Raw genomic sequence first — 19,971 nt, forward strand, 5'->3', positions numbered from 1 at the left:
GAACCAATTAAGCGCCACCTTCAGATGCGAACGCACGTTAGCACTATAGCGCAGTGCTTGCTTTATCACACTCTAATTCAACATGTTTATCAAGCCAACGATTCATCACGACACAGGCCGTGAGGTCACCCGTGACATTTAATGTTGTTCTACACATATCTAAAATACGGTCCACCCCGAGTATCAATGCAATCCCTGATGGGGGGATGCCAAAGCTAGCAAGGACAGAAGCCAGAATAACAATGCCGACGCCAGGCGTACTAGGTGAGCCGATAGAGGCGCCAACCGTAGTCAGCATGAGCATCGCAATTTGACTATCACTCAAGGTAATCCCGAAAACTTGTGTCAAAAAGAGTGCTGCGATTACTTGGTATAGCGCAGTGCCATCCATATTTATGGTCGCACCAAGCGGCACAATAAACTGTACGATCGGTTTTTTAACGCGTAGCTTATGCGCTGCAATCTGCATAGATAGCGGCATCACAGCCGCAGAACTGGATGTTGAAAAAGCCAGTAGCTGTGCCTCTTTAACCGACTTTATGAATTCCCAAGGATTTATGCGACCGAAGACGCTCACCAACAGCAGGTAAACCAACAGTAAAATAAGTAGACCGACTATCACAGTGCCAACATATGCGGATACACCCACCAAGGCATCTATACCAATACGAATGGTAATGTCACACAACAAACCAAACACGGCCAAAGGGGCAAGGCGCATCGCCCAATTTACGATTTTAAGTGACAATGACTGTACAGCTTGCGTCAGATCGAGCAGCAGTCGCTTTTGTTTTACCACGAGTGTTGTTAACGCGACGCCAATAAAACCGGCGTACATCACAACGGCAAACATGTCTTTATCCAGTGTCGATTGGGTAAAGTTAGCTGGTATCATCGCCGCAACTCGTTCAGGGATACTCACGGTCACAGCAGACACCGAGTTAATGTCATGGGTGCTCACGCCCAAATTGGTTAGTAGTTGACTATCGACATACAAGCCTGGGGTAAACACACTCACAACCATCACGCCAATGGTCACAGAAATTATTGTCGTTGCCACAAAGTAGGGAAAGATCCGCAAGCCCACTTTCTTTAAAAACTGCGTATCTTGATTGCCCGCAATACCCAATATGATTGATGACATCACTAACGGAATCACCACCATTTGGATCAAAGCCAAAAATAATTTGCCTGGTAAAGCGACCCATTGCGCAACTTGTTCTGCCTCTTGTTGTCCGAGAAACGCAGCTCCCTTAGGAGACAGCGTTAGCCCAATTGTAACGCCCAACGTTAATGCAATCAGAATCTGTAACCAAAGTAGTTTTTTATCAAATAGCACACGCTTTAATCTTTGCATGACTCTGTCCCTTTAGCCTAGTTCTCCGTGATCTTAACAGCTGCACTCTAGGTAAAAATTGATGATCATCAAATCTTTCACGTTATTCACAATGCCAAAATATTACAATATATTAACGTTCACACTGGCGAATTTATGAACTCTTTGTTTAGTTATATCCGCCCCCTGACTTAATGAACAACTTATATACATAAGGAAAATGATGAAATTTAAAATGTTATCACTCAGCATGCTGCTTACTGCACCGACTTTTCTTTTGGCCAGTGATTTTGTGGAAGGCACCGTAATGGGTGTGGTAAAGCACAGCCCTACACAAAGCAATCCACCCGTATTTATCAACACTTATACTGGCGCGGGAACGGTCAAACACCCAGAAGGGCAATGGTCACAAGTGGATGTATCAGACATTGTGCCAGCTGATACGACTGCAATTTATCTATCTGGTAATTTGTTGATTACCCATGGCACTCAGCCACAAACTTGCAATTTAACCATTGCATACAGGAATGCCGGCGAAACGCATAATTATGGATACATCGGGCAAACCATTGAGGCGGCACTTGGCTCTGGTCAGCGATCCGCACACTCAACTTGGGTTCCTATTACAAACGGTAAGTTTGAAATAAAGTGGGAAGCAAATACTGCACATCTTGGTACTTGGCCGAACCACTGCTCTTATGGCATAAACCTTTCTTTGGTTTCCTATTTACGATAAAAATGTAGACATGTTCGTGTCGACTTTAGAAAATAACGCAAGTCGGCGCGGTTAGAAACATCCGTACAGAAATACGACCCGAGTAAAAAAGCGGTAATAAGCCTTGTCATGCCATTAAAACTGTTCGAATATGCAATATTATTGACATGACGCGGCATCGTTTAATATTGTATTAATTGAACTTTTAGGATTAGGTTTATCAATGGACTATAACAATGTTTTAGATGGCATTATTCTCTTAACCAGTGGCGTAACAATTTCTTTGTTTGGCTCAGGTAAATTATTTCCCACCCTTGGCAGTCGTGAAAATACCAGTATCATGAAGCTGGTGGTCACTGCTGGTTTGCTGATGTCCTTTGTGGGAATCGTGCAACTGGTAATGCATATGTTGTAATACACACTTTGCAAGCGACCTAAAAACATGGCTTGCTTTCACTTTTTATTTTAAGGTGCACGGATGTTTTGTTAACGACCTACAATTTGGGTTTATTTTATACAACTCACAGATGCAAAGTTAAACCCGACTAAAAATTATACACAATGCCATTTGTGCATTTTGTCACGCAGTTTAATCACATTGCGTAGCGTTTTACTATTAAACAACACTATCATTTGATTCCAGCGCGTTGCTAACCATACGGCCTCATGTTGCAACTCATACCGATATAGCGCACCATTTTCCATAACTATAGTAGGCACAAATCGCTAGGAAGTTAGTCATATTCAAATAAGTTAATTCATATCAGCACGAAATATGAAGAGAGTGTTTACAAAGATTTATCGAAGTTTATTAAGCATCATAAGCCAGGAGGAGTTAGATGAAGCTTTTATTCATTCCAATAGTAATGCTATTAGCTAGTTGTTCTACCACACAAATAGACTGGGACTGGGAGCCAAACGAGACTGGTTGCCAAAACAAAGCGCTATTTTGGCCTTCTATTGCGTACTACAGCGAGATGCCGGTGTCCAGTGTAAGGTTCGGATATCAACCTGATAATGGGAAGGGGCCAGCATTTTTGGTCACAATAAGTTCTGGAATGGACCTGATTTCACACAAAGGTGAGCCATACTTTTTGGTTGCGTATGGAGATAACGAAAAGTCTTGCGTTATTAAGATGTCGATTAACGAATGCTCAGGCGCAAAAAAGCTACTCGCAACACTATCAAGAGCTCAGATCCCGCTGGTGCATGCTTTTGACAACCCAGAGGGCGTAGTTGTATTGCACGGTACTCGCTATTATTTAAGCTCAAAGGATGGCCAGAATAATTTTAATGCTTGGTCTTTTTATGGGTATGGACATCCAATGATTGAACTCATTAAACAATCTAAGAGAAAAATAGAGCATTGCACCAGCAAAGCCTTAACGATGTACAAAGATTTTAGCGTTAATTAATTCAGAAATATGTAACAAGCGATTTAAAGTTAAAACCATTTAAATCATGCACAATATTTTATTTTTAAGTATCGGTTAACTTTAAATGTCTGCAATAAGTAAAAAACGTTTTTCTACTTCAATTAGTTTATACTTCTTGTTGTCTGGTTTAGAATGCTTTTCTCATAGATCGAATCTTTATTTACCGTAGTTGCAATCTTACAAAGTCTAGTTAACAAACTGTTATATTTAATTTCGGAGCTGGTATTGAATTACAAGGAAATTGAATCATCAAGGGAAATCGGCATAGACATGCTCAAAGGGGGGACATTTTTATTTGTATTGTTCTCATCGTTTCTCCTATACATATGCAATGTAAATGGAACACTCGAAATTATTGTAGAATCTAGTTATAAGATGGGCAAATTCTGGGGTGCATTCGCTTTATATTCATTTTTCCAACTATTTATTGTTTTATTTTGCGGGCTTCTTTTCCATCGAGGAATCAAAGAAATTAGGGCTAATGCAGATTGGGTCATCTCAGTAGAGAGTGGTGTTATTAAGTTCATATCACCTAGTGCAGAGCTTCAAGAAAGCTATACCTTAAATTTAACCGATTTAGTGCTAATAGAAAAAAAAGTTAAGGATGCCGGAGATAGTGACGAAGATATTACTTGGGCGTTTATCTCCAATACTCAGCCAACTCTGTCGCTTGAATATTTTGGTTCAATGTGCCTTGACAGCTTGTCGTCATACTTACACTCCGTACATAAAATCGAATATAACGTAATAAATATCGATAAATTTGATAAACCAATATAACAAAACAAGTATGGCATGACACCAACAGCATGGCAGGCGTTAGTTTTAGACCCGCGTAATCATAAAGGTGTTGTAACCATACGGGTAGTACTTACCAAATACCAAAGTTGGACAAGATTTTAATCCAGCTAAGAAACATCAAGATAAGACAGGAGTTTAAGCAGGGCGCTTCAGTCCAAAATTTAGTAAGGCGCTATAAGTTGACCAGACAAATAATCAACTTAATAGTGACCTCCGAAGCTGATGGTGTACCGATTTTAGTTGGCGATGCGCATAAGCAAATGGAGTTGAAGTTGTAGATTAGTGATCAGCCTTCGTTGTTAGGTGTGGGGGCTGTTTTCTTTGATTCTTACTTGAGCCAGAAGCGGTCGTTCTTAACGCCTTTGTAACAAGCATTTGTTGCGTAGTGGAGTTTTGCGGTAGAGTGGCGTAGCCACCGCAAAACGGAGTGTAGCAATACATATCCTGTTGACAAACTTGTTATGCATTTTTTATTTCTTTTGGGATGAGTTTTGGCAAGCCCATTTCTGAGCGAGCGTTGTCCCCAAGCCACCAGTATGCTTCCGGCCCAAAGTATATATCATTCGCCCAGAACACTTCATCCTCGTGGTAAATCAATTCTTCGTGGCCTCCAATACTTTCTATGTGCGCCCACTGAAAATTTACCCTGGCAATAGCCTCTGCTTCAGTTATGCCAAATAATGAAACCATTTCATTGACAATTTTTTCGCAGAATTCCTGAGCTTCTAAATTTAAGAAATTAAGACTAAATTTCATTTCTTACTCTTGATGTATAACTCACGCCTAAGCGGCGTAAAATGCTTGGCTAAAATTAGCGACGAAGGAGCACTAGCCTGCTGCTTAGCGTCCTTTTGTTTAAAGCGTTTGTTATACGGTGTTTTTATAAACCTATTAACCTGATTATACCTTTTAACAACTTTATTCCTATCAATGTCTCTACCACGATTTAATTTCCCTTTAGAAAACTTGAATATAAACTCATAGTCATCTGAACAATCACCCGATATTTCATCAATTATGTTCTTTTTAATATCATCATATTTTTGATACACCTCTTAATTTTTTAATATTTATTTCTTTATAGAGTAAACAGTGAGCATTTCCTTTTTTTATGAAACGTGTTGTAAAAATTGATATATACAAAAATAAAAATATTAAAATTACTAGAAAAAACGAAAAAACAGCTATCTGGCTAGAATAAGTTTAAATAGTATAAGGAAGAAAAGTAACCCGCCCAGATCAAACAATACAGTATCCAAGGTAACTTATCATAAGTTACCCTCAGTTGGGTTTCAGTAATTTCTGGATACATCTATAATCGTATAACGTCCAATCCTTTAACTGCTTGTTATGAGTACTTACAGCTTTGGTGAACTTGAGTCACAATATACCCAAATAATTCCAAAATCACCAAACACCTCAAAACCATTATCAATTGATTTTACATATTCAAATTCACCTAAACTCATTGAGTACCTCTCAGGATCGAAAAGCATTGCAATTGATAAATGAGAGAAGTCGATTGTGATTGGTGAATTGTCAGAGTTATAAAAACGAACATTAATAGTATCGAAATCAGTATCGTTTTCAAGTACGACAAACTTGAGTTCACTTCTATCTTGAGGTGCTTCAATTTTTACTACGTTGTTGCCGAATAGTCTATTCATTCATGTACTCATAACAATTTAATAACGACCCAATGGGTCGTTTTCTTGACTATAGAAGAAACACAAAACAACTGGGCATAAGATAAGTGCTTTAAAAATAATTTTCTAATGTCCGCCATTCTTTGAGGCATTCGACTAAACACATTTTGGGGCAAGGAATGAGTTAGCCAAATATCCAATTTGGAGCATTGCTAAACATTGTAATCGAAAAACGAGGGTTGCGGCTGCCTAATTTTTGCTTTAGCCTAATATATCGGTTTTGCCTCAAAGCACCGTCAAACATTTTACACCTAACTTTCCACTCCTAATTTACCAGACTAGCTGTAAAGCGCGTTCTGAAAATAGATAAAAAGCATTTAAAATTGGACTTGGTTGGTTCAGTACTTTTAATGACTTTTCTTTTTAGTATCAAGTCAGATTTGAGTGACCAACGGCCACTCAAATACCTAATTGGCGAGATGCAGCACTAGCAAGTAATGTTTGATATAGCGCTCTAGTTGCCAAACCACTTTTTGCAGCTTTGGGGAGTGTGAGATGCAGTCCAACTTGGTATTGATTGGAGTACTCAAGGTTTATGACCTTAATCTTTTTGGATTGACGTTGCTGAATAAGGTGTTTAGGAAGACGACAAAAGCCAGCCCCTTGCTCAACTGCTCTGAATGCATGATCAAAGTTATCGACCGTTACGCGTTGATGTGCTCTCAACCAGCCAACATTTTTCTTTAGTCCGTCTAATTCACCCAAATCTCGCACTACAATCTGGCTGATAGTAGCAAAATCCCCAATTGATACGCTTTCTCGCAATGCTAAAGGATGATCAGCAGCAATAACGGGTAACATGGTCGTTACTCCGAACGCTTCAGCAGAGAAATTGGTGATAGGGACATTAATAATAGCTATGTCTGCAATTTCATTCACCACCATTTCTGTCGTTTTACTCAATGAGGTTTCAACAACTTGCACTGACGTTGTGCTATTCTTAGCTAGGAATTTGCCAAGCGGATTATATAACCAAGTAGGGTCGCATAGGTGGTCTATTGCAACCGTAATTTGTGACTCAACGCCGCTATTTAATTGTTCACTAATCACTTCCAATTCACGAGCCTGATCTAGCATGGATTGAGCTCGCCGTAACATAGTTTGACCGTATTCAGTTAGTCTCGCTTTACGTCCTTTAACTTCTATCAATTTTATACTGAGTTGGTCTTCAAGTTTTTTTACTGAATAGATTAGCGTAGTGTGACTTTTATTGAGCGTAATAGCTGCAGCTTGAATGCTGCCAGCTTCCTCTATGGCTTGCAATGTTTGCCACTGTTCTAGAGTTGTTTTTAATCTCATGGTCAGTTTTTTAGACAGTTATTGGCAATATTATGAACTGTGATGTCGATTTAATAAAGATAATAATGAGCCTATCTAAAAAGAGTCAATAATTTGTAGGAGAATTAAAATGACTAAATTACTTCAAGTAGATTTTGAGTTTGATGGGCCATTTGGCGAAGATTTGTCGAACAGATTGGTAGAAATTGCAAAGTCTATTAACAATGAACCCGGTATGATCTGGAAAATTTGGACTGAAAAGGCTGCAGAGAAATTAGCCGGTGGTATCTACCTTTTCGAAGATGAGGAATCAGCGCAAGCTTATTTAGAAATGCATTCAGCACGCTTAAAAAAAATGGGGATCGCTGAAGTACGAGGGCACATTTTTGATATTAACGGACCATTGACTAATATCAATCAAGGTCCAATTGGAAGGTAATGTTATGACTAACCGTAATTTCTTAATCGTTCATGGCATTATATATATGATGTTTGCAATTGCTTTGTTCTTTGTTCCCACAATGTTGTGGCCTATGTATGGGGTGCAGATCAACGACCAGTATGCCCTGTTTCTTTCCCAGCATACATCAATCTTTTTAGGGGGGATTGCAGCGGTTAGCTTTATGCTACGTGACATTGAATCGGGTAAGTCAGCCAAACAACTGTTCAAAGCACTACTACTTACAAATATATTGGGTGTGTTTATCACAACATATGCTGGTATAACAGGCGCGTTATCGGGTTTTGGTTGGAGCGACCCCGCATTCTTTTTATTAGTTAGTGTTATCACTTTTCTTCAATTAAAAAAACAATAATATCATAGCCCACGAGGTTGATAAGTGGGCTTTATCATTTCGAGTGTGGGATTGTAACAGTACTAATTGAATTTTTAGGTGGAAACACTTTACTCAATAGCGTTGCTCCAATCTCTCACAGAGCGAGCACAGATATGAATCGAGTTGTTGCGGTTAAACAAATCGATGTTTAATGCTTATTCAAAGGGCGTTTAAACACTTTTAAAAACGGCGAATATTGGTCTAATTCTAAACGTATTGTAAGCAGGAATGAGCGGGGTTTGTCTAAAAACAAAAGTGTTCTTTGTTTTTGGGATTTTGGCTCGAAAATTTATGAGGTCCAGTATTTATGGGGCTTTCAGAGGAATTGAAAGTTGAGTTTCATAATTGGGTTGAATCTAGAAATAAACGGCCCCTTACATTTATCGCTTAAGACAAGTTGTTACACTTTTGAAAAGAACGACACTGGTGTAACGCGCGCTTTGAAACTGGATAAAACAGCGCTTGAATTTAGACTCCGCTAAATTTTGCTCATTACCTGAAGCGTTAATTACAAATAAGGATAGCTTCAGGCTTGTTATGAATTGCTTAAATAACCAAATTGCCAATGAGTAATTTTTGGACTAGTTTCATTAATTTATTTAACGAAGCTGGATTTTTCAAAGCATCTCGTAAACAAGCTTGACTTGAAGGACGCCAAAGTAGGCGTCTTTTCTTATAGTATCGATTAAATAATTGAGTTTAGTCATTGAGCGGATCATGTTATTAAGTTTACTAATCTGACAGTTCAAGCTCATACAAATACTAATTATGTTAAATATCCCAAAATTAAGCATGTTCAGCGAATTAGTTACACTAACTTTAACTCTTTAACCATCCCAACGTCTCAACCGTTTGTGCAGTGCCAAAGACAACATTCGCTCCATTACTATCTACCATTGTGCCTTGCCCATTTGTGATATGAATTTGCCCATCATCGCCCCAATCAGTGCCATTGTGGCGTAACTCCGTAAAGGCATAATTAATGAAAGCTTGGCCATTCTCTTCAATAAAATAGTTCAATGCTTTGAAACCACTGGCACCCGCATGGCCGCTCATACTACATGGCGTGTGTTTAGGTGCTACAAGCGCTTCGCTCCACAAAGACCCCCAGCTAGGTGAGACAGTCGCAGTGGTGAGCTTCTCGACTCGATATATATCACCAGACTTTCTGTTTGGGCGTTTACCTATCAAGTTGTGGCAAAGTAGGCCACCAAAATCAGTTCTGTTCCATGCGCCCATCGTAACACTGCCAATGCCTAATTCGCCGCCGTACACAATCCCAGATGCGGATACTGGCACAACCATCGCTGACTGAGATATGTATGCCTGAATCGCCACCACACTCGGCGCAATGCTAGATATATCTTGGTTCTCTACTGCATCGATTGTTGGGTTAAATGATTGCCAAGTCACACCATTGTCTGTTGTAAAGATACGAGGGTAGTGGTTGAGATAAGTCTTAGACAATGTATAACCCGTCGAATTGTCAGGCAGTTTAGCCACAAAGCCACCAGTCCAACCAAATTTTAAATCATCATACTGTAGAATATTTTCAGGCTGGCCAATCACGTCTATATGCGTATATTCTCCAGCAATAGAGGTTTCGATATAGCTTGGCAACCAGTATTCAGATGCTATCGCCGTAGCAGCTGACGCACCATCGTGAATTGGATGGCTTTGGCCATCAAGTAATCTGGCCGTGATATAAGTTGGATGGGCGCCAGTTATTATTGCAGCATAAAACTTGCTGGTACCAACTGGCTTTGTCCAGATAGGGTCCCCAATCTTCAAAGCATTGCTATCCAATATATTTGAACCATATACGATAAAGTCAGGCTGATTTTCATCAGAGAAATATACGTTGCTACTCAGCGATTTGGGACCAAACTGGCGTACTTTTTCAACTCCTCTAAACACGCCAGACTTCACCTTTAAATCTAACTTGGCCATCTCAGTCAGGGTAACTCCATGCGCGCTGTAACGCATATCCCTGCAAACACCACCGTAGCCACTTGCATATATTACATCGTAATACCGCTCATCTGGGCGACCGCTTGTTGCGCTCGCAATTGTGCCAGCTCCCAACTGAATAGCAGCACTATTAAAGCAATCTGCTGTGTTTGCAAGCACATGGCCTGTACGTTCGTAGGATTCACCATCAGCAGCCAAAGCAGCGCCAAAGGGGTTGTGTGAAATATGATAAACACCGGTGTTCAGCCGGTTTGCAGTGCCACACACCAAAAAACAGCCGTTTGAATACCGGTCATAAAAAAGTCCGTTTGAGTTATACTCATTCGTTCTGTTGTAATTGGCATACACCATTGAGTTATAACCATGCACCGCTGATTGAACAAACGTAGGTACGTTATCTCTATGCCCCATAGGCTGAACAATAGATACGGGGTACTGAAAACTCAAATTGTTGCCCTCACCGATTAAGCCTTGAGAACCCAACCACTGCCAGTCACCATTGCCTGCACCGGCAAAGCTGCGACCGCGCAAGCACCACTGATAAAAAGTCCCCTTAGTGTCATCAAAGTAAATGTTATTTTTAGGGTCGCATGCAATCGCTCGGCGTTCTTCATCTGTTGCCGTCATCCAGTTAACCCCTTTACCTCGACTGCCATCATCGCCTTCGAACCAAGCAAAATATGGGTCGGGCCGAACATTATCAAGGTTGGTTGATACACCGTTAATTTTGCTTGCCATGCTTTGAACTAGACCGTATTGATAAACAAATGGATCTTCATTTGTGATTTCGCGGGCAAACGCTTCAAAGCCCCACATATCAATTCGCGTAATGACCACGCGATTGGTCTGTGTCTGGGAGGCAAAGGCCACACTCGATGAGCTATGTATCACTATCGAGCCTGTCGTGCTATCGTAAGTACGGCAGCCATCCTCAGCGGGGGGAAACTTAATTAGACTGCCCACATTACTGTTACTAGATATATTGACTACATCGAACATAACGCCGCTCATGACTAATCTTGGGTAGTCGGTTTTTGAGCTATTAGATAGAACTGAGCCATGTGCCCCTAACTCTAAACAATTTGGATTATCTGGACTTGTTGATAGACCGCTTGCAATGGATTTTCTAGGGGGGTAGGTATTGTGATTGCCCATAGAAACAAAACCACTGGCCACATACCTGTCTAAATTTTGCTGCCGTCTCGCTTCAAACTCACTTTTGCGCATGGCCCACGGGTAGGGGTTGGCGATATCTATCTCACTTTGCATTTGGTGCAGTGTTTTAACGCTGTGCGTGTTGCCTTCCAAATCGCTGAACTCAACAACCCCCGTTTTCGTTTGCCAATCAATCATGGCCTTGTAATTGTCGTTGACCATTTTGGAGGCATTATTGAGTGCTAAAACCGCCGCATTAAAATCCCCTGAGGTGGGTAGAACCACGCAAGGCACTTGGTTTTGGGTGGCATTGGGCCAAGGTTTTATGAGCTCGACAAACGTGCCATGTGTGGTGATATACGCTTTGGCGATTTCAACGGGCGCGAAAGCACCGAGCACCAGCGCATCACTTGCACGAATGTTGGCCACACTTTGATTGTCGTTGATTTTGACGATGTTACTGCCGTTGGTGGCATTTGAATTAGCAGAGTTAAACCAGGTCATTGTTATTATCCTCGTAAGTAGATGACTGCAATTTTTTTGATGTGTGTTGATGAGGTGAATGTCACGCTGTGGCGTGCTTGAGCAAGGGAGTAGGGGCGCTCAACACTCTGGTCAGCTTGACGCATGCCTTTGCCTGGCATATCGCTAGAGCAGAGATAATCGCCCGCTTCAATATCGCCGCCTTGGCCGCACACATTGAGTACACCTTCACCTAGGGCGTTAAACTCGATGACGTCATGGGTGGCTTTGAGTGTATTGAACCGCTGCGCGCCCTTAAAACCGCTCAGCCCCGCGGGTAAAGTGTCTGCGGTGAGCGCTCTGCGTGCGATAAACACACCACGTACAGTGCGCTGATTGGCGTGTGTTGCACGTGCCATTTCACATATGGCATTAGACATATCGGCAATATTAATCAGCTTGCTATCACAGACGATGTCGCCTGGTACCAGTTGAGTGCCTTTTTGTACCAATCCTTCATGCATTCCCGTAAACGGGGTGTAGCCTTTGGCTGCATAGAGTTTTAGCGGTGTCCAAAGGGCGGTAGATGTCGTGTTGTTTGCCCGCACTTCGATGACATTGCCTGTGCCTGATGCACGAATAGCATTAAAACCACCGCTGACTTCAAGGCCATTGCCATGTGTGCTATTGAGTGTCAGCGCAGTGGCCATGGTTGAGTTGCCAGAATTAAAAATCATACCGGCTCGGCCGTTTCGGTGCGTTGCGATATTGATTAAGTCACTCTCGGCATTGGGGGCATAAACGCGAATACGCCCGCTGAAAGTGCCAACGGCGGCAGCCAGTTCATTGGCAATGACTGTACCATCGACCAATTGATTGCCATGAATATGGAGCGCAAAAGCCTGCCAACGCTGACCGTCCCAGCTTTTGGTGGTTTGTATGCTGGGGTCATCGACTTTGTAGAGCGTCACCACATCGTAGTGTACCGCATGACCACCTGCACAGGCTCCGTGGGCGAGGGCGTCTGACCAAGCGCCTGTTGATGTGGCACTGACAAAACGTCCCGCACCGCGTGCACCTGGTTCACCCTGTAGACCGTCTTGGCCTGCATCGCCTGTCTCGCCTTTGTCACCAGGAATGCCTTGGTCGCCTTTGAACTTTGACCAGGTGTAATCGGCGGGGTTAGTGGATTCTGTGGCAGTGGATTGATTGACCGCGATGCCAATATACTCGGTGGTGTCATTCGGTACTTGATACATACTGGCGCCGTTTGCATATTGGCTATAGGCTACCCAGGTATAGAGGCTTTGGCCGTCTTCACCACGCTCCCCAGGAATACCATCCGTGCCATCTTGGCCTTTATCCCCTTGGATTTTTGACCAGATATAATCGGCAGGGTTATCAGATTCAACGTAAGTGGTTTTGTTATACGAAAGCCCCATATACGTTTTGTTAAAGGGGCTATCGCTTAAACCTGCCCCCTCTGCATTGTCGGCGTATTTCAGCCACGTATATTTGGTTTGCCCTGGCGGCCCTGGTAAGCCATGTTGACCATCTTTTCCGTTGAGGCCATCTTTGCCATCAAGTCCGCGAATATCGTCTTCGGACTCAACCACAAAATCACCCAGCTCTAAGCGACCACGAAACACATGTACGGGGTTTTGTGGGTCGCGGTTGTCAATATAGGACGTAGGTACAAACGACTCGCCGACCATCACACCTTGGCGAATGACATCGCCTATCAAATCAAGGTTGCCAATTTGACCATCGTTTAACCCCACAATACCCGTTGCACGCCCTTGGTTGTTAATCAAAAACCCGCCGCGTGCGATGAGTCGGCCATCCTGTGTTTCAAAGGCTTGGCGTATATCTGAAATACTGGCTGTGTCACCGTTGGCATTTTCAATTTGGAGTTTGCGAATAAATTCTGCGAGTGGGCCATCAACCCAGTTATGGCCTGCAGCAACACACAGGGTCGCATCGGTCTCATTGGTGAGATTACCTTGTGCATCGATGCAATAACCCACGGCAGCGCGGGTATAGGTAATGGCACTGGCTAAAGTCGCCGTGTCGTCTTGTTCAATTTTGGCCACTAAGTCTTGGCGCTGGGTCGCCATAGCAGAATCGAGATTTGATATTAGCTGGGTCGTTTCCTCAAATGCTGCGTGGGTTGTTTGGGTATAGGCGGCAAAGCGTGCATCCCGCGTGACATTGGCTTGTTGCTCATTGGCAAAGGCCATGGCGATGGACGAGATAACCGCGCTGTTTTGTTGATGTATTGCCCCCAGCTCTAATGTGTGGCTGGCAACACTTTGAAGCTCATCGGTGGTGGCTTTGAGCTTATCTTGGGCCAGGGCGAGTTTAATATCTAATTGCTGCAGCTCGTTGTTTTGAAGTAGGGCGTTATAGGCACTGATAACTTCCGCTAAGCTCTTTGCTTGCGCCCCAAGTTGTAGCCCTTGGACTTGCACAATACTTTGGTTTATCTCGCCTTGAATGGCATCGAGTGTGCTCGATACATTGGCAAACTGCTCATCCACGCCATCTTCTTGGGCATTAAATACGATAATTTGGTCTTTGATATATCCAGCAGCGCCGGCGATAAAACGCTCGGCGGCGTTGGCTTTTTCCAGTGTGCCATTGTCATAAAAGGATTGCAGGGCGGCGGTGATACCGTAGACAGCATCAAAGGTGCTAATCGCCTGGCTTACTTGACTGGCGGTTTGATAGCCTCGACTATCTACAATCAAAGTCATTAGGCTCATTGAGCGTGCTACCACCGGCCCCTCTACCCAAGTGTGACCAGCCAGTTCGCACGCAACCGCATCCAGCTCATCGGTTCGATTGCCATCGCTGTCTACACAATATCCCACCATGGCACGGGTAAAGTCTTTAGCCTCTGCAATGGCTTGTTGGTTTGCTTGGATGAGCTCAGCGCGCAGTGTTTCGGTGTGCTCGCTGTTTGCTTGGCGCGCATTAGCAAAGGCTTTGCCTAATATATCGATACTGGCCGCGCTTTGATTGTGTAGCGCGATAAGCTGGGTGGATTGTGAGGAGAGCGCACTGACCTCATCGGTGACTGCGGTTAGCTTGTCGCTGGCATGGGCTAGCGTCATTGCGTGCTCAGCTAACGCTTTGTCACGTAAAAACTGGTTGTAGGCCTCTAATACCTGATTTAAATCTTTGTCGGCTAAATCAAGGTGTATACCTTGTATTTGCGTGACGGATTGCTGTATTTCCCCAGCCAGCGCATCAATGTGTTGCTCAGCCATGGCCAGCTTTTGATTTACGCCATTCTCTTCATTGAGATAACTGATAACCTGATTTCGAATGGTGGCATTTGCGCCATCTACCCAAGTCTGCGCCGCATTGGCTTTGACGATGATGTCATTGTCACTGAGTTCCTGTAGGACGGCACTAATACTGTATTGCGTATTAAATGAGTCTATGAGTGTTTGGACGTTACTTTGAGTTTGGAAACCCTGATTGGCTACCCACGCCGTGGTGGCATAGTGCGCCATCCTTCCTGTGCCTGCATCGAGCTCGTGTTCGATGGTAGTGGTGCGACTGGTGATGTCTTTGAGGGCCAAATCATTGGCCCCGCGTTTGCCAATTTCAATAAAGTCGATGTCACATGGGCCCAGCTCAAACTGCAGCCACGTGAGCAAACCACTATATCCCGCCGTGTCCGTTGCCTCAATTTGGATGACCTCCCAATCAAAACTTACAGGCTCGGGCAAAAACAATGCGCCACCCTGAAATTGAATGCGGCCAAGCCAGGTGCTGTTGTGGTGTTTGCGTACGCGCAGCCTAAACATGGGGTTGTCGATGGTATCCAGCGAGAGGGCGGGGCTAAAGAGCGTACTTTTACACACCAAATACCCCAGCGCATGGTGACTTTCAAAGCCTGCAAAACCCTCACTGCTGCTATTAAACTGCCAGCTGTAGGCAGGTGTAAGCGCCGCCATGGCACCGGCAATTTGGGCGTTCACTTCACTGAAGGTGGCGCGCTGTAAAATCTGGCCTGCCTGCAGCGCGATTTGCGCACTGGCATCAATCAATTTATCCTCTGCTTGTTTTATCCTACGAGACTCAAAATTAATGCGCGCATGGGCGCCATCTACCAAAGACACCGCTTCACTAAATTGCGTATCGGTATATGAAAACGCCCGATTTACAATGGTGCCAGACTCCGCATCCACAAACACCGCCGCATCAATTAAACGCTCATTGTTTAACGTCCTGCGCTCATACTCATTCCTAAAGTTCGTATAGCCTGCCGTCACATCAAACACGCTTTTTTGCATGTCGGTTACCGCCAACGCAGTTTCATCCAATTTGACTTTGTTCAACACAATTTGCGCCGGAATGCCCTCAATAATGGTGTCATCCAAAACTTTGGTGATGTCTTCCAAACCTTGTATTTGTGCAATGTTTTTGGCAACCAGTGCAGGGAGGTTGTTTTCAGTCTCAGGGCGCAATCTATCCACTTGGGTGTTTAAGTCGCTTATTAAGTCCTGCGCTTCTTGGCTGAGCTTCGCCAGTGGCATGTCGTTAATGAAATCTGTTAAATCCACATCGGTTGTGGCGGCGGATATCTGCACCCAATTACTGTGGCCTAGATGGTTCACCGCACGACATTGAAAGTGATAGTCGGTCAAAGGCTGCAGACCAATGCGGGTGTAGATTTGCGTAAATACAGCGGGACTTTGCTCTGGCATAGCCGTCGTGCCCAAGAACTGCCATTCGAACTGGGTACCAATCCCCATTGCAGGTAAGGTCGCGGTGAGGGTCAGTTGGTTATAGTCCGCCACCACAGAGAGTGCGGGGTTAACCGGTGCGGATACCCTAAATTGAATGGCCACTGGCGCTGCGCGCTGACCAAAAATGTTCCTGGCATACACTTTGGTGGTGTAGGTGCCCAGGGCGAGCTTTGGAATTACGGCCTGCGTATAGGTCACATTTTCATGGTAAATACGTAGGCTATTTTGATAGTACTCTACATCGTATTCGTGCACGGCCAACGGGGTTGGGTGGCTCCACTTCACAATGCCATTGCCATCTACATCCACGACAACTTGCACATTCATGATGGGCGAGGGCGGTCCTGTCACATAGTCACTGTTCGGGGTGATATCTGAACTTCCAGGGATTAAGTCATCGGCCCAAAGTAGCGGGCTGTCTTCAATACAGGTGAGGGTAATACCGCCATCTAAACGAAACTTACGTCCCACCACGCGATACACCTTTTTAGTGATGTGCTCTTTGGGTAAGTCCACATACACGGTGCGACCCACAGCCGCTTGCAGCGCTTTATGCTTGAGTGGTAACTCGATGGAACCCAGTCTCGTTTGCTCTAAGTGAATTTTAGCCAAGCGCTGGGCGGTCGTGGCACTTCTTACAAAGGGCAGTGAAATCGTTGCTTCAAGCAACTGATTGTCTTTTGCAATATAGCCTTCTGCCCGTATTGGCGGGGCATCAGTGCGCTCATAATGCTGGTTAGGGTCGGTAAAGGTGGCGCGCACCATATTGGCCCTATCGCGCAAGTCTGCATGCCACTTGATTTTAACGTTACCCATCACATCAGAGTGGTTAATCGTATAGGTGGGATTGCCATACCAGGCACCGACGCGCACAAACCATTGGCCCATCTGGCGAAAAATCTTGCCTGCAAAGCAGCGCTCTAACTGATTTAAAATCTCAATGGGCTTACTGGTAAAACGAAAGGTGCCATTACAGGTGTAGCGCGGCTCATACCTATCCACCCCATCCGCATCTTGATATAAGGCATGTTCGTCGCAGACATTGGCTGCGGCTATCCACCAATTAAGCGGAATGCGATGATAAGGGACTTCGTGCGCCCCATAAAAACGAATATAGTGCAGGGCACACAGCACCGCATTTTGAGACCATGCCCAAGTAGCAGAGTCATCGGGGTGTTGCTGGCTGTCGCGCGGGTCCCAAAGACGGGTGCCACGAATTAAAAACTCACAGTCGGATATCCCATCAGGGAATACCTCTCGGTTGTTTTCAAGCTCAATAAACACATGAGCCTGACCAAACCCCACGTGTGCTTGTGTCCAGCCTGCCATTTTAGACACCGCCAACGCATTGGCAGTCATTTGATTACCATCCGAGAGGGCATAGTCCCAACTGTCCTCGGGATAGTCAGAAAGCGGCTTGTTGGCAATGTAGATTGCTTCTAGCGCATCAATGGGCGCACCATTGATTAACACAATGAGCTGCACCCATTTCTTTTCATCACGCTCCACGGTGGCTTGATGGGCAATCACGCCACCTACGCGGTCACGCCCAAAGGTGATACGCCGAGGCTGGTCAATGCCTTTTTGTAGTCCCTTAGCCAGTGTTGCATAGTCGGTTTCTGGCACATCTGGCGACAAGCTATCCCACAGCGCGCCCACGGTTTCATCCCAAATCTTTTCGCCTAAACCAAAAATCGGGTCCGCCAACTCATTGGCAATGTCTGCAACCTTACCCATGCGCACCGCCCAAATCAGGTAACACCTGAGCATAACAAGAACTGACCGCGCTCATTTCTAGTGTACTTAAGCCAATGTTGGTAACGCAGTACACGATGTTCATACACACAATGCCGCCCACCAGCTCACCTTCAAATTCAACCAAAGCAATGTCACCGCGCTGGGCATAGGCAACTTCAATGGGCTTTAAATGGTGTTTAAACACACTTTGAACATCATTAAAACCCAAGCGTGTTAACCGCCGCTTAGCGCCAATGGCGGTTTTATACCGCCCGCGAAAATCTGCGGCCACGTCCACGCCATTGACCACATTCAACCAATCGGCCACAAACAAACAGCAATCAAATGTGCCCCAATTAAACGCTTTGTCTTCGCATGTATCTAAATAACGCTGCAAGGCAAGGGGGCGTGTATTATGAGTTCCAGATTTAGCAAACGCATTAGGGCAGGTGGACACCATCACGGCCTCCCACTGGGGAACCAGGTTGGGTATCGGGTAATACCGTACTGGTTGCCGCACTGTGCTCACTAAAGAACTTATCGTCTGGATATAGGGCGATTTGTGTGGCGTGATTCCAACGCTGATGAACCCGCGATTGCTTCCAGCGCTCAGACTCGCCCGCCACAGATAACATCACTTTACTGACTTGGCCACGCTCAACATCACACGCCACGATATAGCCACTTTCTAAGAGCTGGGATTGATTGACCCGATAGTGCTTATCGACTGTCACCAAATAGATTTCAACGCCCGCACCAATGGGGTCGTTTTCGGCCACCTCACCCAAAATCGCATCACTTTGGGTGTGCAAAGACAAACGAATACGGGCCGCATCGTTTTTATCATTGGCAGGAATTTCCCCAATGCGCCCAAGCATGCCAAGACCAAGCCAGGTGCGACCCAAAAAGCGCCGCTCACCAACACCAGTATGCAATAACACATCACCACTATTAAACGCCAAGCGCACAAAGTAACGGGGGCGACAATGGACAAGCTCAGCCACCAAATCAGGTTTTAACGCTTCCATTAAAACGCCTCCCGACCTTTGATTTTCCAAGACGTCACAAAGCCGTTTTTAACCTGGGCCTCTGCTAAGCCTTGCTTGTTGTCCAAAAGACGAAACACGCCAGCAGGGCGTCTAAAATAGACGGGGGTATTACTGGCAGGGATTTGGCGCATGGGCGATTCAAACTCAAGCGTACACGCGCCATAACTATCAACCACCGCATCCGCAGTCAACACTTTAAGCTCCGCGTTTTCACCCTCACCAATCTGAATACGATTACCGGCTTTGGCATACACCCCATTCACAGGCAAACCAGATACGTTCAACACATTGCCATCTTGATAAGGCTCTACAACACGGGCAAAACTATCTAGCTCATCCTGTAGAAACCGATAGTCATAACACAAAAACTTGCCAACCGAACCACGACACTTGGCCAAGAACGCATCCAACGCCAAAGCATCAGACTCAGATACATTGGCAAGCTCAATCTCAAATTCCCAATACGCCCCCTCAAGGTCATAGACCTCAGAGGCATGATTGGTTTTACTCACATGCAAATGACTATTGGGAACCAGCCGAAAAACGCAACGTTTTGGGGGCTTAGGTAGGGGAAGGTGCTCCATATTTTTTATCGCTCTTTGCTTTACTGTGTGAGCGAGTTTAAAAAATTAGGCGCGGGAAATTAGGTGGAAAATGTTTTACATAGGTGGTGGAAAGTCAGTCCCACCAATATGTCAAAAGTATACATGAAGCCGCTTCGCTTTA

The 19,971-nt window shown here is 44.6% G+C and carries 15 protein-coding genes and 1 pseudogene; 7 read left to right on the forward strand and 9 right to left on the reverse strand.

The features are described 5' to 3' along the window. Nucleotides 1–43: 43 nt before the first annotated feature. Nucleotides 44–1,357, reverse strand: a complete 1,314-nt coding sequence (locus L1286_RS00310) for a dicarboxylate/amino acid:cation symporter (RefSeq protein WP_235404896.1) — start codon at nt 1,355–1,357, stop codon at nt 44–46. 199 nt (nt 1,358–1,556) lie between these two features. On the opposite strand from L1286_RS00310, the gene L1286_RS00315 reads away from it, so the two are divergent. From L1286_RS00315 to L1286_RS24275, 5 genes and pseudogenes are all read left to right on the forward strand, one after another. Continuing rightward, nucleotides 1,557–2,072, forward strand: coding sequence for a hypothetical protein (locus L1286_RS00315; RefSeq protein ID WP_235404897.1), 516 nt, complete (start codon nt 1,557–1,559; stop codon nt 2,070–2,072). 202 nt (nt 2,073–2,274) lie between these two features. Further along, nucleotides 2,275–2,466, forward strand: a complete 192-nt coding sequence (locus L1286_RS00320) for a hypothetical protein (RefSeq protein WP_235404898.1) — start codon at nt 2,275–2,277, stop codon at nt 2,464–2,466. A 424-nt stretch (nt 2,467–2,890) separates the two neighbouring features. Continuing rightward, complete coding sequence (locus L1286_RS00325) at nt 2,891–3,466, forward strand: hypothetical protein (protein WP_235404899.1); 576 nt, start codon at nt 2,891–2,893, stop codon at nt 3,464–3,466. A gap of 246 nt (nt 3,467–3,712) precedes the next feature. Continuing rightward, the gene (locus L1286_RS00330) at nt 3,713–4,267 is read left to right on the forward strand and encodes a hypothetical protein (RefSeq protein ID WP_235404900.1); all 555 of its coding nucleotides are present in this window, start codon (nt 3,713–3,715) and stop codon (nt 4,265–4,267) included. Nucleotides 4,268–4,350: 83 nt separating this feature from the next. Beyond that, nucleotides 4,351–4,566: pseudogene (locus L1286_RS24275) on the forward strand (Mor transcription activator family protein); the annotation flags it as partial. Nucleotides 4,567–4,747: 181 nt separating this feature from the next. On the opposite strand, the gene L1286_RS00335 reads toward L1286_RS24275, so the two are convergent. From L1286_RS00335 to L1286_RS00345, 3 genes are all read right to left on the reverse strand, one after another. Further along, a complete protein-coding gene (locus L1286_RS00335; RefSeq protein ID WP_235404901.1) occupies nt 4,748–5,044 on the reverse strand; it encodes a hypothetical protein in 297 nt (98 codons plus the stop codon). 602 nt (nt 5,045–5,646) lie between these two features. Next, nucleotides 5,647–5,955 (reverse strand): hypothetical protein, encoded by a 309-nt coding sequence (locus tag L1286_RS00340; RefSeq protein ID WP_235404902.1) that lies wholly within the window; start codon nt 5,953–5,955, stop codon nt 5,647–5,649. Between the two features lie 438 nt (nt 5,956–6,393). Continuing rightward, complete coding sequence (locus L1286_RS00345; protein WP_235404903.1) at nt 6,394–7,293, reverse strand: LysR family transcriptional regulator; 900 nt, start codon at nt 7,291–7,293, stop codon at nt 6,394–6,396. Between the two features lie 109 nt (nt 7,294–7,402). Here L1286_RS00345 and L1286_RS00350 point away from each other — a divergent pair, with 109 nt between their 5' ends. Both L1286_RS00350 and L1286_RS00355 read left to right on the forward strand, forming a co-directional pair. Beyond that, on the forward strand, nt 7,403–7,711 hold the full coding sequence (locus L1286_RS00350) for a monooxygenase (RefSeq protein ID WP_235404904.1): 309 nt from the start codon (nt 7,403–7,405) through the stop codon (nt 7,709–7,711). Nucleotides 7,712–7,715: 4 nt separating this feature from the next. After that, on the forward strand, nt 7,716–8,087 hold the full coding sequence (locus tag L1286_RS00355; protein ID WP_235404905.1) for a hypothetical protein: 372 nt from the start codon (nt 7,716–7,718) through the stop codon (nt 8,085–8,087). An 840-nt stretch (nt 8,088–8,927) separates the two neighbouring features. Here L1286_RS00355 and L1286_RS00360 read toward each other — a convergent pair. The 5 genes from L1286_RS00360 to L1286_RS00380 are packed head-to-tail and all read right to left on the reverse strand — an operon-like array spanning nt 8,928 to nt 19,757. Then, on the reverse strand, nt 8,928–11,738 hold the full coding sequence (locus L1286_RS00360; RefSeq protein ID WP_235404906.1) for a hypothetical protein: 2,811 nt from the start codon (nt 11,736–11,738) through the stop codon (nt 8,928–8,930). Nucleotides 11,739–11,743: 5 nt separating this feature from the next. Beyond that, nucleotides 11,744–18,196: a phage tail protein gene (locus L1286_RS00365; RefSeq protein WP_235404907.1), complete on the reverse strand. Its 6,453-nt coding sequence runs from the start codon at nt 18,194–18,196 to the stop codon at nt 11,744–11,746. Further along, the gene (locus L1286_RS00370; protein ID WP_235405213.1) at nt 18,189–18,656 is read right to left on the reverse strand and encodes a DUF6950 family protein; all 468 of its coding nucleotides are present in this window, start codon (nt 18,654–18,656) and stop codon (nt 18,189–18,191) included. The genes L1286_RS00365 and L1286_RS00370 overlap by 8 nt, the downstream gene beginning before the upstream one ends. After that, on the reverse strand, nt 18,637–19,224 hold the full coding sequence (locus tag L1286_RS00375) for a hypothetical protein (protein ID WP_235404908.1): 588 nt from the start codon (nt 19,222–19,224) through the stop codon (nt 18,637–18,639). The genes L1286_RS00370 and L1286_RS00375 overlap by 20 nt, the downstream gene beginning before the upstream one ends. Beyond that, nucleotides 19,224–19,757 (reverse strand): hypothetical protein, encoded by a 534-nt coding sequence (locus tag L1286_RS00380; RefSeq protein ID WP_235404909.1) that lies wholly within the window; start codon nt 19,755–19,757, stop codon nt 19,224–19,226. Before L1286_RS00380 ends, L1286_RS00375 begins: the two co-directional genes overlap by 1 nt. Nucleotides 19,758–19,971 lie beyond the last annotated feature (214 nt).

The organism is Pseudoalteromonas sp. SMS1, assembly GCF_021530565.1.
Lineage (GTDB): Bacteria > Pseudomonadota > Gammaproteobacteria > Enterobacterales > Alteromonadaceae > Pseudoalteromonas.